We start from the raw sequence: 24257 nt of genomic DNA, 5'->3' as shown, positions 1-24257 counted from the left end.
TAGGAGATGCGGCGCTGCTCGCCGTACCAGGCCCGCGTGCGCTCATCCAACGCCTTGTTGTACACGAGGCGGACGCAGCCGAACGTGCGCGACAGCTCGGCCGCCTACTCGTCCGTGGGGTAAAAGCGGTACTTGAACGCCCGCTTGACCTGCTGCGCCACACCTCACACTCTATCAGCTCCCGTGTGAGTAGCGGATGTCGGCCGGAATTCGGTGAACGCCGGATCGCCCTGACGGCGATCCGGCCTTCCCTGCCCTGCTCCGCAGGAACTTCGTTTCCTCCCCCGGCTGAAGCCGGGGGTATCCACGAAAGAGAACCCCGATGACTTCCACGGCGACGACTGGCTCGCCGTCTACGAGACCGCCCGCACCGGCGCCTTCCGCGTCCTCCAGCGGCTGCGCGACGAGGGCGTGATCAAGGCTTGGGGGCTGGGTGTCAACCGTGTCGAGCCCATTGAGCTCACCCTCGACCTGGACGAGCCGAAGCCGGACGCCTTCCTGTTCGCCGGGCGCTACACACTGCTGGACCACGACCGCGCCCTGGAGCGGCTGCTTCCCACGGGGGTCGGCCAGGACGTCGACCTCGTCGTCGGCGGCCCCTACAGCTCCGGCATCCTCGCGGGCGGCACCCACTTCGAATACCAGGACGCGCCCGCGCACATCGTCGAGAAGGTCACGCGCATCAAGAAGCTCGCCGAGCGGCACGGCATCAGCGTCAAGGCGGCCGCCCTTCAGTTCGCCCTCGCCCATCCGGCGACCGCCGCCGTGATCCCGGGCGCGACCCGGCCCAGCCGCATCGCCGAGGACGTCGCGGCCCTCGACGAGACCGTCCCCGCGGCGTTCTGGACGGAACTGCGCGACGCCGGGCTGGTAGCCCCGCCGGCCCCGCTGCCCATCGGCTGATCCACCCTCCCGTCCCCCATCCCGACAGGAGCATTTCCATGGCCTCCACCACCGCATCCCTCGACCTGCCCGTACCGCCCGAGCGGGTGTGGCAGCTCATCGGCGGCTTCGACTCGCTGCCGGACTGGCTGCCGTACATCTCGGAGAGCGTCCCCGGCGAGGGCGGCCGGGTCCGCCATCTGCGCAACGAGGACGGCGGTGTGATCGTCGAACGGCTCGTGGCCTTCGACGACGCGGCGCGCTCGTACAGCTACGCCATCCTCGACGCGCCGTTCCCGGTGACGGACTACCGGTCCACCCTGACCGTGCGCGAGGTCCCCGGCCGGTCCGGCGCCTCGCATGTCGAGTGGTCCGGGACGTTCACCCCCACCGATGTCGGCGAGGACGAAGCGGTCGCGCTCTTCCACGGCATCTACGCGGACGGTCTCGCCGCCCTGCGGAACACCCTGGAGGGCTGACCGCCTGACGGGCCGATGACGATTTCGAACCGAGATTCCATGCGAACAGACGGGCGGGTTTCCGGCGGGCCGGTGGGCCGGAAGCCCGCCCACTTTCCTTTCTCCTACGGCATGCCCTCGGCGGCCTGAAACTCGTACGGGCATCCCGCCCACCCCGCCGAAATGGGTTTCCGAAGGGCACCCGAGCGGCCACAGGTGTTGATGCGACTTCCCTCCTGCCTTTATCGGGCAGGAGTTCGACATCCTTCCACGGCTCCGGCGTGGCCGATCCGGACCCGTTGCGCATGTCGGCGCGATGACCACTCAGTTCACCGCGGCATGGGCGCTCCGGCATTCCCTCGCCCCCTCCACCCCCTACGCCCCTGGCAGAGCTTGCGCCCCAGCCGGATCCTGGGCTTTCCGCAAAGGGAAATCCGGCAAGTCGAAATTCCGTCAGCCGCGAGGTCCCCAGTTTTTGGACTTTACCAATGCATTACCAAGTCGAAGAATCGATAAATCGTTTCTCCGTATCTACGATCGCAAGCTATGACCGACGCTCCCCGCGACAACTCCGCCACCCGTGCCCGCTGGCAGACGTGTCTCAGGCTGGCCCGCGAACTCCTCCTCATCGGGCCGGACAACTCCGACCTCAAACTCGAATATCTCCATACCCTGATCGACACCGGCCGCCTCGGCCCCACCCGCCACCCCCGCAAGAAAATCCTCATCATCGGCGCCGGTATCACCGGCCTCGTGGCCGGCCGTCTGCTCAAGGACGCGGGCCATGACGTCACCATCCTCGAGGCCAACGCCGGCCGCGTCGGCGGGCGCATCAAGACCTTCCGCACCACCAAGCACCATCAGCCGTTCGACGACCCCGCCCAGTACGCCGAGGCCGGGGCCATGCGGTTACCCGACTTCCATCCGCTCGTCCTCGCCCTCGTCGACAAACTCGGGCTCGGCCGACGGCAGTTCTACAACGTGGATATCGACCCCACCACCGGCAGCGGCCCCGATGTCCCCGCCCGCCCGGTGACCTACACCTCCTTCACCGGCCGCACCTGGACCTACGGCGACGAGAGCCCCGACTTCCGCGAGCCCGAGAAACGCGGCAACACCTGGATCCGCACCAACCGCGTCCAGGTGCGGCGCTCCGACTACGCCGCCACCCCGGAACGCATCAACGAGGGATTCCACCTCACCGGCGACGAGGTCCGCGCACCCGCCGTACAGATGGTCGACGACGCGCTGGAGAGCGTGCGGGACTACTACTCCGACATCGTGGCCGGGCAGCGCGTCAACAAGCCGTTCGACCAGTGGGTCGAGGGCTGGGCCCGGGTGATCCGCGACTTCGACGGCTATTCGATGGGCGGCTTCCTGCGCGACTACGCCGGGCTCAGCGACGAGGCGATCGAGGCCGTCGGAACGCTGGAGAACATGTCCTCACGGCTGCATCTCTCCTTCTTCCACAGCTTCCTGAGCCACACCGACATCAGCCCCGGCGTGCGCTACTGGGAGATACCCGGCGGCAGTTGGCGGCTGCCCGACGCCCTCCACCGGGGTCTGCGCGACGAGGTGCGGTTCGGCCACCGCATGATCCGCCTCGAGTACGACGACCCCAGCCGCGACTCCGTCCCCGAGGGCACCGGCGCCGTCGGACCGGGCGGGTGGGGCGTGGCCGTGCAGACCGTCGCCGAGGACAATCCGGCGGGCCCGACCCAGTTGTGGACCGCGGACCTGGCCATCGTCACCATCCCGTTCTCCACGCTGCGCTTCGTGGAGATCGTCCCCTCGATGTCGTACAAGAAGCGCCGCGCCATCATCGAGACCCACTACGACCAGGCCACCAAGGTGCTGCTGGAGTTCAGCCACCGGTGGTGGGAGTTCACCGAGGACGACTGGCGCAATGAGCTGGCGAGCATCTCGCCCGGCCTCTACGAGTACTACCAGCAGGGCGGCGAGAGTGGCGCCGCCCCCGCCCCCGCGCTCGCCCAGGCGGGCATCGCCGAGCTGCTCGGCGCCGCCGTCAAGGACAGCGGTGTCACCGACGAGGTGCGGCGGTTCAACAGCACCATGCCACTGCGCGGCCCCGCCGTCCGGCCCGCCACCCACTGCTTCGGCGGGGGCTCGGCCACCGACAACCCCAACCGGTTCATGTACTACCCCTCGCACGCGGTCGAGGGCAGCACCGGTGGCGTGGTGCTCGCCTCGTACTCCTGGTCCGACGACGCCTCGCGCTGGGACTCCATGCGGGAGGCGGAGCGCTATGTCTACGCCCTGCGGAACCTCCAGGCCCTGCACGGCCGCCGCATCGAGGTGTTCTTCACCGGCCGGGGCACCACCAAGAGCTGGGCCCGCGATCCGTACGCCTTCGGCGAGGCCGCCACGTACACCGCCCACCAGATGACCAGCTTCCATCTGGACGCCTCCCGCCCCGAGGGCCCCGTGCACTTCGCCGGGGAGCACACCTCCCTCAAGCACGCGTGGATCGAGGGCGCCCTGGAGAGCGCCGTCCGCGCCGCCATCGCCGTCCACCAGGCCCCGCCCGTCACCACCCCGGGCCCGGACCAGGGCGGCCGCTCATGACCGAGATCACCCCCGAGTGCACGGTCGCCCGCTATCTGGCCCGCCGGCTGGCAGAGTTGGGCATCACCCATCTGTTCGGTGTGCCCGGCAACCATCTCGGCCCGTTCCTCACCGTGCTGCGGGCCGAGGGCGACATCGAGTGGGTCGGCACCCCCACCGAGGGCGGCGCGGGCCAGGCCGCCGACTCCTACGCCCGACTCCACGGCATCGGCGCGGCCGCGGTCACCTACAGCGTCGGCGCGTTCAATCTGCTGAACGCCTGTGGCGGCGCCTATGTGGAACACGTCCCGCTCGTCGCCATCAACGCCTGCCCGCCCTATGAGCAGTGGCAGAACTACCGCGCGCTGGGCCTGCTCACCTCGCATATGAGCCCCCGCCGGGAGAGCAATCTGGATGTCTACCGGCAGGTCACCGTGGAGGCGCAGGTCATCTCCAACCCGGGTCTCGCCCCCGGCCAGATCGACGCCGCGCTCACCGCCTGTCTGTCCGAGCGCAGGCCCGTCTATCTGGAGGTCATGGAGGACCTGTGGGACGAGCCCTGTGCGGTGGCCGAGGAGCCGCTGCTGCGCCGCGAGCGGCCGTTCAGCGCGCGCAACCGGACCATGCTGGCGGGCGCCGTCGACGCGATCATGAACCTGATCGAGGAGCACCCCGGCCCGGACGGCAGGCCGCGGCCGATCGTATGGGCGGGCGAGGAGGTCGAGCGGTTCCGCCTCGACGGTCAGCTCACCGACCTGGCGCAGGCCACCGGGGTGCCGTTCTGCACCACCGTCGGCGCCAAGGCCGTCGTCGACGAGCGGGGGCCGCAGTTCCACGGCGTGTACAACGGCAAGGCCAGCCACCCGGATGTGCACTGGATCTTCAAGGACTGGGCCACCTGCCGGATCGGCCTCGGCGCCTGGTCCACCTCGAAGAACCTCGATGGTGAGCAGTGTGTCGGCACGGACTGGGTGATGGCCGCCCAGGGCGGGGTCAGCGTCGGCACCCGGTACTTCCCCGACGTCCAGCTCGCCCGGCTGATCCCCGCCCTCCAGGACGCGCTGGTGGCGCGGTTCGGCTCCGGGGGCCTGACCGCCGACTACTACGCCGAGGCCCACGCCCACCAGGGCGCGCCCGACGAGCGGCCCGCCAGTCTCCAGGACCACCGCGCCACCCTGCGCGCCGGTGGCTCCTCCTCCCGGTCCGGCGAACGGCTCACCTACGACGGCGTGTTCGACCGGATCAACCACTTCCTGGGCCGGGAGACCCGGGAGGAGTGGACGGTCGTCTCCGACGCCGCGTTCTCCCTCATCGGCTCGATGAACCTGAGCCTGCCCGCGGGCGGGTTCCTGTCGCAGATCAGTTGGCTGTCCATCGGCTGGTCCGTCGGCGCGGCCACCGGTGCCGCGCTCGCCCCGGAGCGCGGCCACGCCCGCCCGATGGTGTTCGTCGGCGACGGCGCCTTCCAGGAGACCTGCCAGGAGATCTCCACCCACACCAGGCTCGGGCTGCGGTCGGTGGTGTTCGTCATGGACAACGGACACTTCTACGGCATCGAGCAGATGCTGGTGCACCCGTCCTACTTCGCGGACCAGGATTCCCACGACCCGGACGGCACCAACGGCGCGGACTTCTACAACGTCCTCCACCCGTGGCACTACGACCGCCTCGCGGAGGTCTTCTCCGGCAAGCAGACCCCGGCGACCGGAGTCAGCCTCGCCCACGCCTGTGACCTGGACGAACTGCTGGCCCGCCTCACCGACCCCACCGACCCGGTCAACGCCGGACCGCTGCTGGTCCGCGTCCACCTGCGGCGGCACGACTACCCGCGGGCGATGGCATACAAGCTGGAAGAGGAGTAGGGACATGTCGGAATTCATCAACGTAATGATCGCGTTCGACGCGGTCTCGATCGCCAAGCGCTACCCCGACGCATCGAGGAACCCCGAAGCGCCGACGCAGGTCGACCACGCCCTGATCTATATGACGACGCGTCAGGACCGCGTCATCGGCACCTCCGGGGCCGAGCTGAACTTCCGGGCGAACCCCCGGGACATCATCCGGTGGCGCGAGACGACGCTGTCGCTCAACAGCGAATACTGCGCCTTGCTGTACCGGTATCTGAGCAACGACCAGCTCATCAGCAAACCGCGGATCGTGATCGGCGACGGCACCTACCCGATCCCGAAGGACGGGGCCACCGACCAGCCGGATTTCGAGACCCAGGACTATGCGGACCACTACTGGGAGGCGGACGTCAAGAAGACCGGCCAGGTCACCTACCGCTTCTTCTTCCAGCTTCTGGACAGCGAGCAGAAATTGGTGGGGTACTTCCAGTGGGACCCGTTCATCACCATCGACAAGCGCTCCTGACGGGCATCGCCGCGGTCGGGTAGCGGCGCGTAGGTGAGTGCCGCGTCAGCGCTGGGCATGGAGGACCCCCGCGGCATGCGCCGCCGCGGGGGCGCTCAGCAGGGTGTGGAGCCGGTGGAACAGTTCGCCCGCTGCCACGCCGTTCCACTCCGGCGGAAGCAGTTCCAGGGGAAGTCCCGGGTCGCGGTAGGGCATGCGGCGCCACTGGGTCAGCATCGGCGCATAGGTACGGAACGCCTCGAGCGGCGGTGGCTCATGCCGTGTCATCGCGTCCAGGACGGGGCGGTACCGGTTGAGGAAGTCCGCGTACAGGGCGGTGAGTTCGTCCAGGTCCCACCAGGAGCGGACCTTCTCGCGCAGGTCCCCGAAGGCGAAGTGGTCACCGGTGAAGAGGTCGACGTACGCGGACAGCTCCCGGCGTTCCAGGGTGCGCCGGGTCTCGGCCGCCAGATGTCCGGGGGCGATCCAGACGCCCGCCGCGGCGGTGCCGAAGCCCAGCCGGGTCAGGGTCGTCCGCAGTGCGTGCCGCTTCTCGCGCTCGGACTCGGGCACGGAGAACACGACGAGGACCCAGCCGTTCTCGCGGGACGCCCTGGCCTGCTGGAAGATGCGTACGTCGCCCTCGGCGAGGGTCTGGAGGGTGGAGTCGGCGAGCGAGTAGCCGGCGAGACCGTCATGGCGCTCGCCGCGCAGCACATCGCGGCGCTTCATCCGGGAGACCGAGGACCGCACGGCCCGGCTCTCCACGCCGAGGTCCGCCATGAGGCTGATCACCGAGGCGACCGAGAGCCAGTTGTGCTCGCCCCGGGCGTAGAGGCCGAAGACCGTGAGGATGAGCGGGGCGTGGCGGGACTCCCGCTCGCCCGCCGCGGTGGTGGCCGTTGTCGTCTGCGCGGTCATGTACCGGCACCCTAACGCCTGGCGCGGCGGAGCGATCACTTGCTCCGCCGGCTCGGCCTCATCCCCCGGTGTGCGGCGCCACGAGTCGTTCCTCCGGGATCACGGCCACGCCAAGGATCTCGATCATGGCTTCGGGCTGCCACAGCGCCGTGCAGCCGATGCCCGCCATGGCCGGGTAGACCGGCCCGGCCAGTTCGCGCCAGACCGTGCCGATCTCCTTGCCGTGCGCCTGGTAGTCGGGGATGTCGGTGAGGTAGATGGTCACGCTCACCAGGTCTTCGGGGCGCCCGCCGGCCTCGCGCAGCGTGGTGAGCAGGTTGCCGAACGCCTGCCGGAACTGCTCGACGATACCGCCCGGAACGATCTTCATCTCGGCGTCGAGGGCGGTCTGTCCCCCCAGGTGAAGCGTGTTTCCGGCGAGTGTTCCGTGTGAGTAGCCGCTGGGGGTCGGCAGGGTGCTCGGGTTCACGGGGACGGGGGTCATGGGGCCTCCGGCTCGGTTGCGTTCCGTCCTGTCCCGCGGTCGGGCAGGTCCATCCAGGCGTATTGACTTTAAATGACGGCCGTGAGAAACACGAGACATCGGATCCTGGTCCCCGACTGAACGGAGCCGACCCCATGGAGCCCGACCTGAGCAAGTACCGCCTCGAAGGCGACAATTCGATGTACCGGCTGCCCAGTGGCATCGTCGCCCCCGTGGTGACGCGCGGCGGCCTGGAGAGCGGCAACACCGCCGACTCGGGCGGTGCCGTCCGCGTCTCGGGCGTGAGCATCCAGCACACCCCGGCCACTCGCCTCTGGTTCGGCAAGGTGAGCAATGAACCCGGCTACCGCTCGGTGACCCACCACCACGGCGAGGCCGAGACCGGCGGCTATGTCCTCTCCGGCCGGGCCCGTATCTACTTCGGCGAGCGGTTCGAGGACTATGTCGACATGGCGGAGGGCGACTGGGTCTTCGTGCCGCCCTTCATGCCGCATGTGGAGTGCAACCTCTCCCGCACCAAGCCGCTGACCTGGATGACCACCCGGACACCGGAGAACATCGTGGTCAACCTGCCCGATGTCGCCGACGCCGAGCTGCGCGACTGGCTGGACCGCCGATGACCCGGACGCCCCCCACCTCGGCCGTCTTCACCGCCGCCGTCACCCTCAAGCCCGCCCAGCCCGAACACTTCGACCTCGCCTTCACCGCCACCACCCAGCCCTGCCCCTGGCCCAAGGCATACGGCGGCGATCTGGTCGCCCAGGCCGCGGCGGCGGCCATGCGGTCGGTGACCGACGGCAAGTCGCTGCACTCGATGCACAGTTACTTTCTGCGGCCCGCCGATATCGGGGCCGAGGTGCGCTACGAGGTGGAGGTGGTGCGCGACGGGCGCGGCTACAGCACCCGGCAGGTGCGCGGCTACCAGAACGGCAGAACGCTGTATGTGTGCCTGGCCGGTTTCGCGGCGGGCGAGGCCGGTGCGGCCTTCCACGCCACGTTCGCCGACGATGTGCCCGACCCGGAGACCCTGCCCAGCTCGGCCGAATACCTCGCGGAGCGCGACGGCGGGTCGATGACCGAGGAGTCCAAGGCGTACTGGTCCGGCGGCCGCGGCTTCGATATGCGGCATGTCCCCGGCCCGGTCTACCTCACCGTCGAGGGAGAGCGCCTTCCGCACCAGGCGGTCTGGCTGAGGCCCTTCGACCCGCTCCGCCCGGTCGACGGGCTGACCGACGCGGAGCGGGACCTGGCCGCCCTGGCGTACGTCTGCGACTACACCATCCTCGAACCCGTTCTGCGCGTGCTCGACCTGTCCTGGGCCAGGCCCGGGCTGGTCACCGCCAGCCTCGACCACGCGATGTGGTTCCACCGTCCGGGGCCGCTGGGCGACTGGCTGCTCTACGTCCAGGAAGCCGCCGCCGCCGAGGCGGGCCGCGGCCTGGGCACGGGCCGCTTCTTCACCCGCGATCACCGCCACCTGGCAACCGTCGTCCAGGAGGGCCTGATCCGCGCCACCTGACCCGCCACTGCTTCCCGGCGGGCTCCCGGAAGGACTCTTCCGTGACTCTTCCGCTCCCCCTGTCACCCTCCGCGCACATCGACACCTTCACGCGCGACCGGTTGCCGCCCGCGCATCTGTGGCCGACGCTCGAGTTCACGACGCCGGAGCTGCGCTACCCGGACCGGCTCAACGCGGCCACCGAGCTCATCGACATCCCCACCGCGCTGTTCGGCCCCGGCCGTCCCGCCCTGCGTACCCCGGCCGGCGGCGTATGCACGTACGGCCAACTGCGCACCCGCGCCAATCAGGTCGCCCAGGTGCTCACCGAGGAGCTGGGCCTGGTGCCGGGGCAGCGCGTGCTGCTGCGCTCGCCCAACAACCCCTGGACCGTGGCGGCCTGGCTCGGCGTCCTCAAGGCCGGTGGTGTCGTGGTGACCACGATGGCCGCCCTGCGCGCCCGGGAGCTCACCCCGATCGCCGAACGCACCCGGCCGTCGATCGCCCTGGTGGACCACCGGTTCACCGACGAGGTCCGCACGGTCCGGGACACCGCTCTGCCCGGGCTGACGGTGGTCGGGTACGGCGGTGGCGGCCGGGAGGATCTGGTGGCCAGGGCCGCGGGCAAGTCCGGCGAGTTCACCGACGTGGACACCGCCGCCGACGATGTGGCGCTCCTCGGCCCCACCTCCGGATCCACCGGCACCCCCAAGATCACCATGCACTTCCACCGGGACATCCTGTCCATCGACAACACCTTCGGCCGGCGCACCCTGGGCCTGGTACCGGACGATCTGGTGGCCTGCACCGCGCCCCTGGCCTTCACCTTCGGCCTCGGCATGCTGGTCGTCTTCCCGCTGCGGGCCGGTGCCTGCGCCCTGCTGACGGAGTCCGCCACGCCCCCGCAGCTCGCGGAGATCGTGCGGCGGCACGGTGTCACCGTGCTGGCGACCGCGCCCACCGCCTACCGGGCGATCCTGCGCGAGGGACGGGAACAGCGGCTTGCCGGGGTGCGGATAGGCGTCTCGGCGGGCGAGCACATACCCCGCACCACCTGGGAGGAACTGCGGGATCGCATCGGTCTGAAGGTGGTCGACGGCATCGGCGCCACCGAGCTGCTGCACATCTTCATCTCCGCCGCCGGGGACGCCATCCGGCCCGGCGCCACCGGAGTGGCGGTCCCCGGCTTCCGCGCCGCGATCCTCGGCCCCGACGGCACCGAGCTCGGCCCCGGAGAGCCGGGCAGACTCGGTGTCATCGGCCCGGTCGGCTGCCGTTATCTCGATGGCGAACGACAGCGGGACTACGTCCTGGAGGGCTGGAACATCACCGGTGACATCTTCCACCGGGACGAGGACGGCTACTTCCACTACCACGCCCGCAGCGACAGCATGATCGTCTCCTCCGGGTACAACATCGGCGGCCCCGAGGTCGAGTCCGCCATCGACACCCACCCGGACGTCGTGGAATCCGCCGTCGTGGCCCGCCCCGACCCCGAGCGCGGCTCGGTCGTGTGCGCCTTCGTGGTGCTGCGGGACGGTGTGCCCGGCGACGCGGCCAAGGTGAAGGAGATACAGGACCACGTCAAGCAGCTCCTGGCGCCCTACAAATACCCGCGCGATGTGCGGTTCCAGGACGCCCTGCCGCGCAACACCAGCGGCAAACTCCAGCGTTTCAAGCTGCTGCGCCAGGTGCGCCCGGCCCATGACGACGAGCGGGCCACCGAGGCCGTCGCCGAGAGTTGAGAGGAACCCCGTGAACATCGCGATCATCGGCGGCGGTCCCGGCGGGCTGTACTTCGCGGCCCTGATGAAGCAGCTCGATCCCGCCCACGAGATCACCGTCTGGGAACGCAACGCCCCCGACGACACGTTCGGCTTCGGCGTCGTCTTCTCCGACGAGACGCTCGGCGGCATCGAGAACGCCGACACCACGATTGCCGAGGCCATGGCCCGGCGCTTCGCCCGCTGGACCGACATCGACATCCACTACCGGGGCGAGAGCCACACCGTCGGCGGCCAGGGCTTCGCCGCCATGAGCCGCAAGGAGCTGCTCCGCCTGCTCCAGGAGCGCTGCCGCGACCTCGGCGTCACCCTGCGCTTCTCGACCGTCGCGCCGGACACCGAGCGGCTGCGGGCGTCGTATGACCTGGTGGTGGGGGCCGACGGGGTCAACTCCTCGGTACGGGCGGCCCACGCGGACGTCTTCCGCCCCTCCCTGGACCGGCGGCACAGCACGTACATGTGGCTCGGCACGGACCGGGTCTTCGAGGCGTTCCAGTTCTTCGTCGAGCAGACCGAATGGGGGGTCATGCAGGTGCACGGCTACCCCTACTCCGACAGCGGCTCCACGTTCATCGTCGAGATGCACGAGGACGTCTGGCGGCGGGCCGGTTTCGACGCCACCGACCGGGCCGACGGCGCGCCGGGCGCCTCCGACGAGCGGGCCGTCGCGCGGGTCCGCGAGCTTTTCGCCGACGCGCTGGACGGCCACCGGCTGTTCGCCAACAACTCCAAGTGGCTGAACTTCACGACCGTACGCAACGAGCGCTGGCACCATGGCAATCTCGTGCTCATCGGGGACGCCGCCCACACCGCGCACTTCTCCATCGGCTCGGGCACCAAGCTGGCGATGGAGGACGCGCTCGCCCTCGCGGCCTGTCTGCACGAACACCCGGACACCGAGCGGGCGTTGACCACCTACGAGTCCGAGCGGCGCCCGGTCGTGGAGTCCACCCAGCGGGCGGCGCAGGGCTCACTGGAGTGGTTCGAGAACATCGGGATGTACGCCCACCAGGAGCCGACCCAGTTCTGCTTCAACCTGCTGACCCGCTCCCGCCGCATCACCTACGACAATCTGCGCACCCGCGACCCCGACTTCGCCGACCAGGTGGACGCCGCCTTCGCCACCGCGCAGGGCCTCGGCACGGTGGCACCGGCGATGTTCCAGCCGTACCGACTGGGGCGGCTGGAGCTCAAGAACCGGGTGATCGTCTCGCCGATGGACATGTACTCCGCGGTCGACGGCGTACCCGGCGACTTCCACCTCGTCCACCTCGGCTCCAAGGCCATGGGCGGCGCCGGACTGGTGATGACCGAGATGGTGTGCGTCTCGCCCGAGGGCCGCATCACACCCGGCTGCACAGGTCTGTGGAACGGCGAGCAGCGCGACTCCTGGCGGCGGATCGTCTCCTACGTCCATGAGCGGAGCACCGCCCGCATCGGCCTCCAGCTCGGCCACTCGGGCCGCAAGGGCTCCACCCGGCTGATGTGGGAGGGCATGGACGAACCGCTGCCGGAGGGCAACTGGGAGACCGTCGGCCCATCCGCGCTGCCGTACGGCCCCGGCTGCGCGGTTCCGCGCGAGGTCACCCGCGCCGGGATGGACCGGATCGCCGCGGACTTCGTCGCCGCCGCCCGCCGGGGCGCCGAGGCCGGGTTCGATCTGCTCGAACTGCACTGTGCCCACGGCTATTTGCTGTCCTCCTTCCTCTCCCCGGTCGCCAACCACCGCACCGACGCATACGGCGGCCCGCTGGAGAACCGGCTGCGTTTCCCCCTGGAGGTCTTCGACGCCGTACGGGAGGCGTGGCCCGCGCAGCGGCCGATGATCGTGCGCATCTCCGCCACCGACTGGGTGCCGGACGGCAACACCGAGCATGACGCCGTCGAGATCGCCCGCGCGTTCATCGCCCACGGGGCGGACGCCATCGACGTGTCCTCCGGGCAGGTCACCAAGGACGAGCGCCCCGCCTTCGGCCGCTCCTACCAGACCCCGTTCGCCGACCGCATCCGCCATGAGGTCGCCGCCGCCACCGGCACCGCCGTCATCGCGGTGGGCGCGATCGCCTCGTACGACGACGTCAACTCCCTGCTGCTGGCGGGCCGCGCCGATCTGTGTGCCGTGGGGCGCACCCATCTGTACGACCCGCACTGGACGCTGCACGCGGCGGCCGAGCAGGAGTACCGGGGGCCGGGCGCCGAGTGGCCGATGCCGTTCGGCGCGGGCCGCCGCAAGCCCCCGGCCGCGCGCACCGACGCCGTACGGCCCCGGCTGTCCCTGCTCCGGTCCGACCCCGCCGACCAGGCCGTCCACCTGCGCTGGACACCGACCCCGGCCCCGGCACCGGCACCGACTCCGGCGCCCGCCTTCTGACGCGTGGCGTGTCTTCTGACGCGTGGCGTGTCTCCTGACGCGTGGCGTGTCTTCTGACGTGTGCCGTGGCCGGGCGCGGCGGCGGAATGCGGGCTCAGTCCGTCGCCGCCGCCCGGTAGGGGCGGAAGAAGGCGCGCAGCTCCTCCGCGTACAGCTCGGGCTCCTCGAACGGCGCGAAGTGGCCGCCGCGCGCGGGCTCGGTCACGCGGACGACGTTCGTCGTGCGCTCCAGCCACTCCCGCGGCGGGCGGACGATGTCGCCGCGAAAGAGCGAGAAGCCGGACGGCACCTCGACCCGGCGGGCGTGCTGTTCGGGCGGGATCGCGGCGTTGGCGTGGTACATGCGCATCGACGAGCCGATCGTGCCCGTGAGCCAGTACAGCGTGACGTTGGTGAGGATCTCGTCCTTGGTGAAGCACCGCTCGATGTCACCGTCGCAGTCGCTCCACGAACGGAGCTTCTCGACGATCCACGCGGCGAGCCCGACCGGTGAGTCGGTGAGCCCGAAGGCGGCGGTCTGCGGCTTGGTGCGGTGCATGGCGGCGTAGGCGCCTTCGGCCGCGCCCCAGGCCGACACGACCTCGAACCAGGCGCGCTCCGCGGGCGTGAGGTCCGCCGGGTCGCCGGTGAAGACGGGCAGACCGCCGTCCATGCGGTGCACGGCCACCACCCGGTCGGAGTGGTCGAGTCCGAGGTAGCGGCTCACATGGCTGCCGATGTCCCCGCCCGCCGCGCCGAACCGCGCATAGCCGAGGACGTCCATCAGCTCGGCCCACAGCCCGGCCACGGCGATGGAGTTCAGCGGCGCCCCGGTGGGCCGGTCGGAGTAGCCGAAGCCCGGCATGTCGGGCACGACCACGTCGAACGCGTCGGCGGGGTCGGCGCCATGCGCGCCGGGGTCGGTGAGGAGCGGGATGACCTTCGCATAGCGCCAGAACGAGTCAGGCCAGCCGTGGCTGAGGACCAGCGGCAGGGCGGGTCCGACCGGAGCCGCGGCCCGGACGTGGGCGAAGTGGATCCCGAGGCCGCCGAGCCGGACGCGGTAGCGGGGCAGCCGGCCGAGCGCCGCCTCCTGGGCGGGCCAGTCGAACTCCTCCGCCCAGTAGGCGACGAGTTCGCGGAGGTAGTCGAGGTCCGTGCCCAGCGACCACCCGGCGTCCTCGGGCGCGTCCGGCCAGCGGGTCGCGCGCAGCCGCGTGCGAAGGTCCTCGAGCGCGGCGGGTGCGGTCTGCGGGGCGAACGGCTCTGGGCGGGGCGGGGCATCCGGCATGGCACGTACCCTACAAGCCGCGCCACGCCCCTGTGCCGGCACGCTGAGTACTCAGTCGCCGGTCGCCCCCTGTTTCCGCAGCTCCTGGCGCAGCACCGGGGCCAGCGCCTCGACGTAGGACTCGGCCAGGTGGCTCTCGTCGCGGTAGACGAAGGTGTCGCCCACGGCCACCGGGCACCCGCCCGACCGGGGGCACAGCCATGGCTTCGGATCGACCACGGCGGCACCGGCGCGGCGGGCGCCCTGCCGGCCTGCCTCCCGGCGGGTGGGGTCCTTGACGGCGTCGCGCTGGTCCGGCTCGCAGCCCCGCAGCCGCAGGGGTCGGCTCGCCGCGCACTCGACGGGATCGTCCTTCGGCCAGGGGTTGTCGAGCAGTACGGCCACCTGGTCGGCGGCGCGGGCCAGTTGCCGGTAGACGCGTTCGTATCCCGCGGCCCAGTCCCGCGGCGGATCCCGCAGCGGCCGCACCGATGTGCCCGCCTCGGAGGAGGAGGCCACGACCAGCACCGGGTGCAGCCGCTCGATCCGCCTCAGCGCCTCGTTGCGCCAGGTGTCGCACGCCTCGTACGGCCGGTGGCTGTTGACGATGGTGATGTTCGGCGGTTTTGCAGGACGACTTGGTCAGCGACACCAGCTTCCAGCCGTACCGGCGGCTCAGCATCTCCAGCGCCGGAAACCACTGGGCGGCGTGGGAGTCCCCGAAGAGGACGACGACCTTCTCGGAGGTCCGGTCCCGGCGCAGCGGGCCGCGGAACCGGACCGGGTTCTCCACCAGATGCAGGCTGACCCATGCCAGCAGCAGGGCGGCGGCGCACAGCGCGAGGTTCGGCCAGGTCCCGGCGGGCCGTCCCAGCGCCACGGGGCCGATCAGCAGCAGCGGCCAGTGCCACAGATACCAGCCGTACGACAGGTCGCCCACCCATGTCGCGGGGCGCACGGCGAGCAGCCGGGAGGCGACGGACGGAGCCGTGTGGCACCCGCCCGCGATCACCAGGGCCGCACCCAGCACGGGCAGCAGCGCGAAGTGGCCGGGGAACGGGGTGTCGTCGTCGTACAGCACCGCCGACGCGGCGATGCCGGACAGCCCCAGCCAGGTGCCCGCGGCGGACACGCCGCGCGGAACTCCCGCGTGCGCGAGCACGACCAGGGTGACGGCCAGCCCGCGCAGCCCCTGGATGTCGCGCCGGAGCGCGGCCTTCGGCGTACGGCCGCCGGAGCGGGATGCTCGGTGGCCGCGCAGGCGCCGCGACAGCCCCGTGGCCCGTTGGCCCGGCGCCGTGCCCCGCCGGGGGCGGAAGGCCGTGGGAGTGTGCGTCATACCGTGAACTGTCCGCGGCGCAGGGGGTGTTTCCGTGATGCGGAGCACACGCGGCCGGGCCAACCGCAGTGCCGTGTACGGGGAGCGCGCCGCGCCTCTGCGGAGGGGTCCGGCGTGTGTGGTGATTCGTCCCGGGGTCGGCCCCCCTTCAGGGTCCATCATCCGCCGATCGTCTCCAGGCCCGGGAAGCCGATGGCCCGAGGACGGTGCGGCCCCCGAAGGACGACCGATCCCGGCCGCACGCAAGGTCTTCCGCGCCGGTCGTTCTTTCGGCCGACGCCGATGGCCGTGAACCCGCTATTCGGTGGATCCACGGCGGTTGCCCCGTGGGCGACTCTCGGCCCATGGCTCGTCACACACGACACTCGACCCTCACGCCGTGGCTCGTCACGGCGCTGGCCACCGCCCTGACGGGCGCGGTCGGCTGCACGCCCGACGCGGCATCCGCCCAGAGCGGCACCCGTACCACCCCCGCGCCCGGAGCCGCCGGGATCGGGGACACGCTGCACCCCGGGCTCGGCAACGGGGGCTACACCGTGCGCCATACCGACCTGGCGCTGCGCTTCGCCGAGGACTTCAAGACGTACACGGCGACCACCACGCTACGCGGCCGGGCCACCCACGCCCTGTCCCGTTTCAACCTCGACCTGACCGGGACCACGGTCCGTTCGGTGACGGTCGACGGCCACAAGGCGACCTGGACCCGCTCCGGTCAGGAGCTGCGCGTGACTCCCGCGGACCCGGTGGCCGACGGCCGGGACTTCTCGGTGGAGGTGACCGTACGCGCGCCCGTGGCGGGCCCTGAGGAAGCCGGGAAACTCGGCACCTCGGCAATCGGGATGGTGCGGGCGAAGGGGGTCGTCCAGACCATCAACCAGCCCTCTGGCGCGCATCGGATCGCGGCGTTCGCCGACCACCCGGACCAGAAGGCGCCGACCACCATCACCATCGCCGCACCCTCGCGGATGAACGCCATCGCCAACGGCGAACTCACCGCCACCCGGCGCGAAGGGGCGTATACGGTCCGCCGGTTCGAGAGCCGCCAAAAGCTCGCGCCCGAACTCATCCAGATCGGCGTCGGCCACTTCACCGTGGTCGAGCGGCGGGGACCGGATGGGATCAAGCTGCGCCACGCCCTGCCCACCGGCCAGGTCAATGACCTCATGCCACAGCTCGACAGGGTCGTGCCCAAGGCGCTGCGCTTCCTGACCCAACGGCTGGGCCCGTTCCCGCTGCGGACGTACGGCATCTACGCCACCCCGATGGGCGGTGAGCTCGAGACGCAGTCCCTGACCCTGCTCGCCACCGAGGAGCTCACCAAGGAGGGTATGGAGGCCAACGGCTCGGACTCGATCGTCGCGCACGAGATCTCCCACGAGTACTTCGGCAACAGCGTCTCTCCTCGCCGGTGGCGGGATCTGTGGCTCAACGAGGGCCACGCCGTCTACTACGAGGACCTGTGGAACCAGGAGGCGCGCGGCATCGATCCGGCCGACGCCATGAAGAGCGCGTACCGGGAGGCCACCGCCCAACTGCGCAAGCAGGGGCCGGTCGCCGATCCCCGCCTCGGCGCCTTCACGCCCAAGGACAGGGCTCCCTACGGCTGGGGCGCCTACCAGGGTGGTGCTCTGGTGTTGTACGCGCTGCGGCAGAAGGTCGGCGAGGCCACGTTCCAGCGCATCGAGCGGGCCTGGGTGGCGGAGCACCGCGACAGCACGGCGGGGACCGCGGACTTCATCCGTCTGGCGAGCCGCGCCGCCGGCCGCGACCTGGGGCCGTTCCTGCGCTCCTGGCTGTACTCCACGAAGCTCCCGGCCATGCCCGGCCACCCCGACTGGCACACGTCATGACGGGCGGACCCGCTGACTAGCGGTTGCGCACCGCTCCGGTGTCCCAGGCCCAGGCCGCGATCTCCACGCGGTTGCGGACGGCGAGCTTGGTCTGGATGTTGCTCAGGTGGGTTTTCACCGTGGACAGCGACAGATGCAGTTCGCCGCAGATCTCCTGGTTGGTCCGGCCCACCGCCACCAGCCGGGCGACATCCAGCTCCCGGTCGGTCAGCGGGTTCGCCCCGGTGGCCGCGCCGGGGCGGCTCGCCCACTGCCGCAGCAGACGCACGGTGATCGCGGGAGACACCAGCGCACCACCGCGCGCGGCCGACCGCACGGCCTCCACCAGGAGTTCGGGACCGGCGTCCTTGAGCAGGAAGCCACAGGCGCCGTTGCGGATCGCGGTGTGCACATAGTCGTCCTGGTCGAAGGTGGTGACCACGACGACCCGCAGCGGATTCACCACTCCGGGACCGGCCAGCAGCCGGGTCGCCTCCAGGCCGTCCAGCTTCGGCATACGGATGTCGACCAGGGACACATCGGGGCGGTGCCGCCGGGCCAGCTCCACGCATTCGGCGCCGTCGGCGGCCTCGCCCACCACCTCGATTCCGGGCTGGGAGTCGAGAATCAGCCGGAACCCGGTGCGCACCATCGCCTGGTCATCCGCGATCAGCACCCGGATCGGGGCGTCCTCGGGGGGCGGGGTGTCCGCGGCATCGCTCACGTGGTGGATCCTTCCAGAGCCGCCTAGTGGTAAAGCGCGCCAGAACCGTCCAGCCGCCGTCGTTCATGCAACCTGCAACCGCTCGGCAGGATACCTGCCGCCGCTCACGGCTTCGGTGTGCGGCGCAGAAAGCGGATGACCGGGTGGCCCGGATCGTGGGTGACATCGGCCTGGACGCCGTAGACCTGCTCGATCAGGGACGGGGTCAGCACCTGGCCGGGAGTGCCCTCGGCCACGACGTGTCCCTCGCGGAGGACGAGCAGGCGATCGCAGTACATCGCGGCGAGGTTGAGGTCGTGGAGGGCGATGACGGTGGCGATCGGCAGGCCGACGACGAGGTCGAGCAGGTCGAGCTGGTGCTGGATGTCGAGGTGGTTGGTCGGCTCGTCGAGCAGCAGCTCGTACGGCTCCTGGGCGAGGGCCCGGGCGATCTGGGCGCGCTGGCGTTCGCCGCCGGAGAGGGTGTGCCATGACTGACCGGCCCGGTCGGTCAGCCCGGTGTGCTCCAGGGCCGCGTCCACGGCCCGGGTGTCCGTGGCGGTGGACGACGACCAGGCGCGCCGGTGCGGGATGCGGCCAAGGGCCACGACCTCGCGGACGGTCAGTTCGGTCTGGGTGTGGGCGTGCTGTTCGACGGTGGCGATACGGCGGGCCGTGGCGCGGCGGCCGACGCTCGGCAGTGGGCGGCCGTCCAGGGTGACGACTCCGGCGGAGGGGGCGAGGATCCCGGCGAGCAGCCGCAGCAGAGTGGATTTGCCGGAGCCGTTGGGGCCGAGCAGGCCCAGCGTCTCGCCGGGGCGCAGGGTGAGGGTGATGCCGTCGACGATGAGCCGGCCGTCGGCGCGGCGGCTGACCCGGTCCGCGCGGAGTCCGGGTGGCGCGTCCACGGTGTCCGCGGGGTCCACGGGGTCGGCGACGTCCGCGGGGTCCGTGGGAAGGGAGCCGGTCATGTCTTCCTCCGGCCGCGGTAGAGCACGGCGACGAAGGCCGGTACGCCGATGAGGGACGTCACCACGCCCACCGGTACCTCCTGGGGGTCGATCACGGTGCGCGCGGCGGTGTCCACCCACACCAGGAAGATGGCTCCGGCCAGTGCGGTGACCGGCAGGAGGCGGGCGTGGCCGGACCCGGTGAGGGCGCGGGTGGCATGCGGGAGGACCAGGCCGACGAAGCCGATGGCCCCGGCGGAGCTGACCAGGGTCGCGGTGAGCAGCGCCGTCGCGCACAGCAGGACGAGGCGGGTGCGGGCCACCCGGACGCCGAGCGCTGCCGCGGCCTCCTCGCCGAAGGCGAACGCGTCCAGGGTGCGGGCGTGTCCGAGACAGACCAGGAGGACGCCGGCCAGGACGACGGCACACAGCAGCACATCGCTCCAGCCGGCGCCGGTGAGCGAGCCGAGGAGCCAGAACAGCACGGCGCGGGTGGTGTCGGCGTCCGCGGAGGTGAGGACGGTGAACGAGGTCAGCGCGGAGAACAGTTGCATGGCGGCCACCCCGGACAGCACCACACGGTCGGTACTGCCGCCGAGGCTGTGGCTGAGCATCAGGACCAGTCCGAAGGAGAGCAGCGCGCCGGTGAACGCGCCCGCCGACAGCGACACGGCCCCGCCGCCCACGCCGAGGACGACCACGGCGACGGCACCGGTGGAGGCGCCGGAGGACACTCCGAGGACGAAGGGGTCGGCCAGCGGATTGCGCAGCAGGGACTGCATCACGGCCCCGCACAGGGCCAGCCCCGCCCCGCACACCGCGGCGAGCAGGGTGCGGGGCATGCGCAGGTTCCATACGATGCCGTCGCGCAGCGGTGGCAACGTGCTCTCGCCCAGGCCGAGATGGGCGGAGACCGCCGCCCAGACGTCGGACGTGGAGATGTCGGCGGGGCCGATGGTCACGGCGACGGCGATCGACGCGAGCAGCGCGGCAGGCCCTCCCGCGATCAGCAGCAGGAGGCGGGTGGTCACTTGGCGAGTCCGAAGTCGCGCAGCCCGGCGGCGACCTGCTCGACCCCTTCGACGGTGCGGATGGACGGGTTCATCGCCTGCCCGCTGAGCAGCACGTACCGCTTCTTCTTCACGGCGGTGAGATTGCGGGTGGCGGCGTTGGTCTCCAGGAAACGCATCTTGGCCTTGGCGGTCTCCGCGGTCTGCTGCTTGCGGGTGAGATCGCCGATGACGATGACGTCCGGGTCGCGGTCGGCCACGGTCTCCCAGTTGATCTGCGGCCACTCGTCGTGGGTGTCGGAGAAGACGTTCTTCGCTCCGACGGCCCGGGTGATGGCGCCCGGCGCACCGCAGCAGCCGGCGAGGTAGGGCGACTGGGAGTTGGCGAACCAGTACATGAGCGAGACGCCGGAGGCGTCCACTCCCTCGGTGGCCGTACGCACCCGCTGCCGCAACCGCGCGACGAGCTTCTCGCCACGCTCGTCGACGCCGAACGCGCGGGCCAGGTCGCGTATCTCGCCGTAGACGGCGTCCAGGGTGAGCGGCTTGCTGCGGGAGCCATCGCCACCGCTGTCGGGGTCCCGGCCCGCCGAGCAGTCGGACGGCGAGACATACGTGGGCACGCCCAGCTTCTCGAACTGCTCGCGGGTGGCCACGCCGCCCTTGCCGAGGGTGGAGACGAACGAGGCGGTGACGAAGTCGGGTTCGGCGTCCAGGGCCTTCTCGAAGGACGGCGCGTTGTCCGCCAGGCGCGGCACCGTCGCATTGGCCTTCTCCAGGCCCTTCATCACCGGGTCGGTCCACGTGGCGGTGCCCGCCACGCGGTCGGCGAGGCCGAGGGAGAGCAGGATCTCCGTGGTGCCCTGGTTGAGCGAGAGGGCGCGCTTGGGGGCGGACTTCACCGTGACCTTGTGGCCGCAGTTGTCGATGGTGCGGGGAAAGCCCGCACCGGCGGGCTTTGTGTCGGCCGCGCCGTCGCCGCCGGAGCCACCGCACGCGGTGAGCAGGAGGGCGGGGGCGAGCAGAAGGGCCGCGGTACGGCGGGCAGAGCAGAGCACGGGCATGCCTCGGTTGTCGGGGCTCGTACGCGGAGCCTGGCCTACGGACGTCCTCCCCGCCCGGGGCGCGGAGGTGCCAGCAGGTCTTCGGACTCGGGTTCGTCCGGACGGGGCCCCTTCCCGGGCTCGTCCGCGGCGGCTTCGCGGCCGTCGCGGACTCCTCCCAGTGGGTGTCACATGCCCCGCCCGTCCCCCTCACCGCTGCGCGTCAGCTCCGGATTCACACCGGATTCCCTGGCCTCGGATGTGGCACGACTGGCTCCCCGAGACTATCAAGATCGTCGAACGATCAGGGTGTCGGACTGGTCACGGGTGGGAGGCCATGTCCCGGGGTCAGGTCGACCGCCGACGGGCCCGCCGCACCTCGCGGTCGACGGCCCAGGCGTCGCCGACCGGTCCGAGGTGGCCGAGCTTGTCGGGATTGATCACCGTGCGGATGGCCTGAATCTGCCCGTCGAGCACATCGAGGACCAGGGTCTGGAGCACCTTGCCGTCCCGCTCCCGGAAGACCGCGCCGGGCTGGCCGTTGACCTCATGAAGCTCGAACGACACATCGATCCGCAACAGCCAGGGGAAGACCGTGCCCAGCAGCCGGGCCACGTTCTCCGCGCCCATGACGGCCTTGGCCAGCCGCGGGGCCTTGCCGCCGCCGTCCCCGACCAACTGCACATCGGCGGCCAGCAGATTCCGCAGCGCGCCCACATCACCGCCCTTCAGCGCGTCGAAGAACCGCGTGGCCAGCTCCTGCCGCTCCCGCCGGTCCGCCTCGAACCGCGGCCGCCCCGCCTCCATATGCCGCCGCGCCCGCACCAGCAACTGCCTGCACGCCGCCTCCGACCGTCCCACCGCCGTGGCGACCTCGTCGAACCCGAAGGCGAACACCTCCCGCAGCACGAACACCGCCCGCTCCAGCGGGCTGAGCCGCTCCAGCAGCAACAGCGCCGCCATCGACACCGAGTCGGCCAGCTCCACCGCCCGGGCCGGATCCTGATACGGATCGCTGAGCAGCGGCTCGGGGAACCACGGGCCCACGTACTCCTCCCGTCGCACGCGCGCCGAGCGCAGCACATCGATCGAGATCCGCGTCACCGTGGCCGAGAGAAACGCCTTGGTCGACGTGGGCCGGGTCGCCGAGCCGTCGTAGCGCAGCCAGGCTTCCTGCACCGCGTCCTCGGCCTCGCTCACACTGCCCAGGATCCGATAGGCGATCGAGAACAGCAGCGGCCGCAGCTCCTCGAACTCCTCGACCTTGTTCACGCCGATTCCCCCTTTCCCCTGGGCCCGTTGCCGACTCCGTTGCCGATGGCATTGCCGTTGCCGTTGCCGATGGCATCGCTGTTGCCGTTGCCGGTCAGTGGAACTGCCCGGCCTCGTAGTCACCGGCCGCGGGCTGCTGGGTGATGACATTCAGCCGGTTCACCATATTCATGAAGGAGACCAGGATCACCAGGGCGGTGAGCTGCTCCTCGTCATAGTGCTTGGTGGCATTCGCCCACACCTCGTCGCCGACCCCACGAGCCGCGTCCGCGACCCGGGTCCCCTCCTCCGCGAGCGCCAGCGCGGCCCGTTCGGCATCGGTGAAGACGGTGGCCTCCCGCCATACCGCGACCAGGTTCAGCCGCACCGGGGTCTCACCGGCCGCGGCGGCTTCCTTGGTGTGCATGTCGATGCAGACGGCGCAGCCGTTGATCTGGCTCACCCGTATCGCCACCAGCTCCTGCGTCGCCGCCGGGAGCGGCGACTCCTTGACCGCCCGGCCCGCCGCCATGATGGGCCTCAGGACCTTGCCGGCGGTCTGGCCGGCGGTGTAGTTCAGTCGCGCGTCCATGGTGTGCTCCTCTGTGGTCGTTCAGTGTCTACACCCCTGAGACGGGATAGCCCGACCCGCTGTGACATGGGCGCATGTGACCCGCGTCTCCCCCGCCTCGGCCCGGCTCGACAGCCGTACGGCCTCTGCACAGCGCCTGTACGGCGTCCATCACCGCTTCGATCCGGTCAGTTGTACGCTACGGCTCCCGCACGCTTCATGGTCAGCGGGATCCAACGGGAGACAGAGGTCATCGTGACAGAGCGAACCGGCAGAATACGTTCACCCCGTATCTACGCGATGACCTCGGGGGTGCTCACCGGGACGATCGCGCTGTACATCACGCTCGTCGCCTTCGGGAACATCACCGACTTCGACAGCAACCAGCAGTTCGTGCGGCATGTTCTGGCGATGGACACCACGTTCAAGGACGACGACCTGATGTGGCGGGCCATCGACTCCACCGCGCTCCAGGACACCGCCTACGTCGCCATCATCGTCTGGGAGACCCTCTCCGCTCTTGTCCTCCTCGCCGCGACGGCCATGTGGTTCGCGGGGCCGCCCACGGGCCGCGTCCGCCGCGCCCGTCAGACCGGCACCGTGGGGCTGTTGATGCTGATGCTGCTCTTCGGCGCCGGGTTCATCGGCATCGGCGGCGAGTGGTTCGCCATGTGGCAGTCGGAGAAGTGGAATGGCCTGGAGGCCGCCACGCGCGTGTTCATGATTTCCGGGATCGTTCTGCTGCTCATTCATCTGCTGCCCTCGGCCCCGGCCGAGCGAACCGATCCGGGCTCCGAGGACTGACAGTGAGGATGTGACGTGGCTTCTCCGACGGGTCTGACTCACGGACTGACCGACGTCTCGACTGTCTTGTACTGGATTTGTCGATCCGCTCGGAGGAGCCGCCTCGCACGCGACCGGACGGGCGTCCGTGACCTCATAGGAGCTTGGTCAAGAAGCCCCGCCACTGTCCTGTCCGCCCGCCCGGCCGGCGCGT

The 24257-nt window shown here is 70.8% G+C and carries 20 protein-coding genes, 3 pseudogenes and 1 riboswitch; of the genes and pseudogenes, 11 read left to right on the top strand and 12 right to left on the bottom strand.

What is annotated here, in order from left to right; genetic code table 11:
• Positions 1 to 161 (bottom strand): annotated as a pseudogene (locus tag KN815_RS28195) (helix-turn-helix domain-containing protein); the annotation flags it as partial.
• A 163-nt stretch (positions 162 to 324) separates the two neighbouring features.
• Here KN815_RS28195 and KN815_RS28190 point away from each other — a divergent pair.
• The 5 genes and pseudogenes from KN815_RS28190 to KN815_RS28170 all read left to right on the top strand — a co-directional run.
• Positions 325 to 903 (top strand): annotated as a pseudogene (locus tag KN815_RS28190) (aldo/keto reductase); the annotation flags it as partial.
• A gap of 38 nt (positions 904 to 941) precedes the next feature.
• A complete protein-coding gene (locus KN815_RS28185) occupies positions 942 to 1361 on the top strand; it encodes an SRPBCC family protein (RefSeq protein ID WP_216344721.1) in 420 nt (139 codons plus the stop codon).
• 525 nt (positions 1362 to 1886) lie between these two features.
• A complete protein-coding gene (locus KN815_RS28180) occupies positions 1887 to 3926 on the top strand; it encodes a flavin monoamine oxidase family protein (protein ID WP_216344720.1) in 2040 nt (679 codons plus the stop codon).
• On the top strand, positions 3923 to 5767 hold the full coding sequence (locus KN815_RS28175; RefSeq protein ID WP_216344719.1) for a thiamine pyrophosphate-binding protein: 1845 nt from the start codon (positions 3923 to 3925) through the stop codon (positions 5765 to 5767). The genes KN815_RS28180 and KN815_RS28175 overlap by 4 nt, the downstream gene beginning before the upstream one ends.
• Before the next feature lie 4 nt (positions 5768 to 5771).
• Entirely contained in the window at positions 5772 to 6278 is a 507-nt protein-coding gene (locus tag KN815_RS28170; protein WP_216344718.1) for an inclusion body family protein, read from the top strand.
• A gap of 45 nt (positions 6279 to 6323) precedes the next feature.
• Here the strand turns inward: KN815_RS28170 and KN815_RS28165 are convergent, their stop codons facing one another.
• Entirely contained in the window at positions 6324 to 7178 is an 855-nt protein-coding gene (locus KN815_RS28165; RefSeq protein WP_216344717.1) for a PaaX family transcriptional regulator, read from the bottom strand.
• 58 nt (positions 7179 to 7236) lie between these two features.
• On the bottom strand, positions 7237 to 7662 hold the full coding sequence (locus tag KN815_RS28160) for a RidA family protein (RefSeq protein ID WP_216344716.1): 426 nt from the start codon (positions 7660 to 7662) through the stop codon (positions 7237 to 7239).
• Between the two features lie 134 nt (positions 7663 to 7796).
• On the opposite strand from KN815_RS28160, the gene KN815_RS28155 reads away from it, so the two are divergent.
• The 4 genes from KN815_RS28155 to KN815_RS28140 are packed head-to-tail and all read left to right on the top strand — an operon-like array spanning position 7797 to position 13315.
• The gene (locus tag KN815_RS28155) at positions 7797 to 8282 is read left to right on the top strand and encodes a cupin domain-containing protein (RefSeq protein WP_216344715.1); all 486 of its coding nucleotides are present in this window, start codon (positions 7797 to 7799) and stop codon (positions 8280 to 8282) included.
• Positions 8279 to 9181, top strand: a complete 903-nt coding sequence (locus tag KN815_RS28150) for an acyl-CoA thioesterase (RefSeq protein WP_216344714.1) — start codon at positions 8279 to 8281, stop codon at positions 9179 to 9181. Before KN815_RS28155 ends, KN815_RS28150 begins: the two co-directional genes overlap by 4 nt.
• 41 nt (positions 9182 to 9222) lie before the next feature.
• The gene (locus KN815_RS28145) at positions 9223 to 10905 is read left to right on the top strand and encodes an AMP-binding protein (protein WP_216344713.1); all 1683 of its coding nucleotides are present in this window, start codon (positions 9223 to 9225) and stop codon (positions 10903 to 10905) included.
• Positions 10906 to 10915: 10 nt separating this feature from the next.
• Positions 10916 to 13315, top strand: a complete 2400-nt coding sequence (locus KN815_RS28140; RefSeq protein ID WP_216344712.1) for a bifunctional salicylyl-CoA 5-hydroxylase/oxidoreductase — start codon at positions 10916 to 10918, stop codon at positions 13313 to 13315.
• A gap of 94 nt (positions 13316 to 13409) precedes the next feature.
• Here KN815_RS28140 and KN815_RS28135 read toward each other — a convergent pair whose 3' ends face one another.
• From KN815_RS28135 to KN815_RS50765, 3 genes and pseudogenes are all read right to left on the bottom strand, one after another.
• Complete coding sequence (locus tag KN815_RS28135) at positions 13410 to 14585, bottom strand: epoxide hydrolase family protein (protein WP_216344711.1); 1176 nt, start codon at positions 14583 to 14585, stop codon at positions 13410 to 13412.
• Positions 14586 to 14636: 51 nt separating this feature from the next.
• On the bottom strand, positions 14637 to 15173 hold the full coding sequence (locus tag KN815_RS50770; protein ID WP_253209291.1) for an SGNH hydrolase domain-containing protein: 537 nt from the start codon (positions 15171 to 15173) through the stop codon (positions 14637 to 14639).
• A gap of 76 nt (positions 15174 to 15249) precedes the next feature.
• A pseudogene (locus KN815_RS50765) lies at positions 15250 to 15903 on the bottom strand (acyltransferase family protein); the annotation flags it as partial.
• Between the two features lie 344 nt (positions 15904 to 16247).
• Here KN815_RS50765 and KN815_RS28125 point away from each other — a divergent pair.
• Positions 16248 to 17753 (top strand): M1 family metallopeptidase, encoded by a 1506-nt coding sequence (locus KN815_RS28125; RefSeq protein ID WP_216344710.1) that lies wholly within the window; start codon positions 16248 to 16250, stop codon positions 17751 to 17753.
• Between the two features lie 16 nt (positions 17754 to 17769).
• Here KN815_RS28125 and KN815_RS28120 read toward each other — a convergent pair whose 3' ends face one another.
• The 6 genes from KN815_RS28120 to KN815_RS28095 all read right to left on the bottom strand — a co-directional run bounded on the left by KN815_RS28120 (position 17770) and on the right by KN815_RS28095 (position 23281).
• Entirely contained in the window at positions 17770 to 18456 is a 687-nt protein-coding gene (locus tag KN815_RS28120) for a response regulator (RefSeq protein WP_301184656.1), read from the bottom strand.
• A gap of 104 nt (positions 18457 to 18560) precedes the next feature.
• Positions 18561 to 19406 (bottom strand): ABC transporter ATP-binding protein, encoded by an 846-nt coding sequence (locus KN815_RS28115; protein WP_253209289.1) that lies wholly within the window; start codon positions 19404 to 19406, stop codon positions 18561 to 18563.
• Positions 19403 to 20416: a FecCD family ABC transporter permease gene (locus KN815_RS28110; RefSeq protein WP_216344709.1), complete on the bottom strand. Its 1014-nt coding sequence runs from the start codon at positions 20414 to 20416 to the stop codon at positions 19403 to 19405. The genes KN815_RS28115 and KN815_RS28110 overlap by 4 nt, the downstream gene beginning before the upstream one ends.
• Positions 20413 to 21453 (bottom strand): ABC transporter substrate-binding protein, encoded by a 1041-nt coding sequence (locus tag KN815_RS28105; protein WP_507229912.1) that lies wholly within the window; start codon positions 21451 to 21453, stop codon positions 20413 to 20415. Before KN815_RS28105 ends, KN815_RS28110 begins: the two co-directional genes overlap by 4 nt.
• Positions 21454 to 21514: 61 nt before the next feature.
• Positions 21515 to 21742: riboswitch (cobalamin riboswitch) on the bottom strand.
• Between the two features lie 44 nt (positions 21743 to 21786).
• On the bottom strand, positions 21787 to 22710 hold the full coding sequence (locus KN815_RS28100) for an RNA polymerase sigma-70 factor (protein ID WP_216344707.1): 924 nt from the start codon (positions 22708 to 22710) through the stop codon (positions 21787 to 21789).
• A gap of 94 nt (positions 22711 to 22804) precedes the next feature.
• Positions 22805 to 23281, bottom strand: coding sequence for a carboxymuconolactone decarboxylase family protein (locus KN815_RS28095; RefSeq protein ID WP_216344706.1), 477 nt, complete (start codon positions 23279 to 23281; stop codon positions 22805 to 22807).
• 279 nt (positions 23282 to 23560) lie between these two features.
• Here KN815_RS28095 and KN815_RS28090 point away from each other — a divergent pair, with 279 nt between their 5' ends.
• Positions 23561 to 24064, top strand: coding sequence for a DUF2165 domain-containing protein (locus tag KN815_RS28090; protein WP_216344705.1), 504 nt, complete (start codon positions 23561 to 23563; stop codon positions 24062 to 24064).
• The last annotated feature ends 193 nt before the right edge of the window (positions 24065 to 24257 follow it).

Origin of the sequence: Streptomyces niphimycinicus (assembly GCF_018883605.1) — a bacterium.
Lineage (GTDB): Bacteria > Actinomycetota > Actinomycetes > Streptomycetales > Streptomycetaceae > Streptomyces > Streptomyces niphimycinicus.
The sequence above is the reverse complement of the archived record's forward strand: the minus strand, read 5'-3'. Positions and strand labels throughout refer to the sequence as shown.

Excerpts from the sequence above, each read along its gene's own strand:
- KN815_RS28150 (WP_216344714.1), top strand. The coding sequence starts at position 8,279 with ATGACCCGGACGCCCCCCACCTCGGCCGTCTTCACCGCCGCCGTCACC.
- KN815_RS28180 (WP_216344720.1), top strand. The coding sequence starts at position 1,887 with ATGACCGACGCTCCCCGCGACAACTCCGCCACCCGTGCCCGCTGGCAG.
- KN815_RS28115 (WP_253209289.1), bottom strand. The coding sequence starts at position 19,406 with ATGACCGGCTCCCTTCCCACGGACCCCGCGGACGTCGCCGACCCCGTG.
- KN815_RS28165 (WP_216344717.1), bottom strand. The coding sequence starts at position 7,178 with ATGACCGCGCAGACGACAACGGCCACCACCGCGGCGGGCGAGCGGGAG.
- KN815_RS28095 (WP_216344706.1), bottom strand. The coding sequence starts at position 23,281 with ATGGACGCGCGACTGAACTACACCGCCGGCCAGACCGCCGGCAAGGTC.
- KN815_RS28185 (WP_216344721.1), top strand. The coding sequence starts at position 942 with ATGGCCTCCACCACCGCATCCCTCGACCTGCCCGTACCGCCCGAGCGG.
- KN815_RS28160 (WP_216344716.1), bottom strand. The coding sequence starts at position 7,662 with ATGACCCCCGTCCCCGTGAACCCGAGCACCCTGCCGACCCCCAGCGGC.
- KN815_RS28170 (WP_216344718.1), top strand. The coding sequence starts at position 5,772 with ATGTCGGAATTCATCAACGTAATGATCGCGTTCGACGCGGTCTCGATC.
- KN815_RS28155 (WP_216344715.1), top strand. The coding sequence starts at position 7,797 with ATGGAGCCCGACCTGAGCAAGTACCGCCTCGAAGGCGACAATTCGATG.
- KN815_RS28135 (WP_216344711.1), bottom strand. The coding sequence starts at position 14,585 with ATGCCGGATGCCCCGCCCCGCCCAGAGCCGTTCGCCCCGCAGACCGCA.
- KN815_RS28125 (WP_216344710.1), top strand. The coding sequence starts at position 16,248 with ATGGCTCGTCACACACGACACTCGACCCTCACGCCGTGGCTCGTCACG.
- KN815_RS28090 (WP_216344705.1), top strand. The coding sequence starts at position 23,561 with ATGACCTCGGGGGTGCTCACCGGGACGATCGCGCTGTACATCACGCTC.
- KN815_RS28175 (WP_216344719.1), top strand. The coding sequence starts at position 3,923 with ATGACCGAGATCACCCCCGAGTGCACGGTCGCCCGCTATCTGGCCCGC.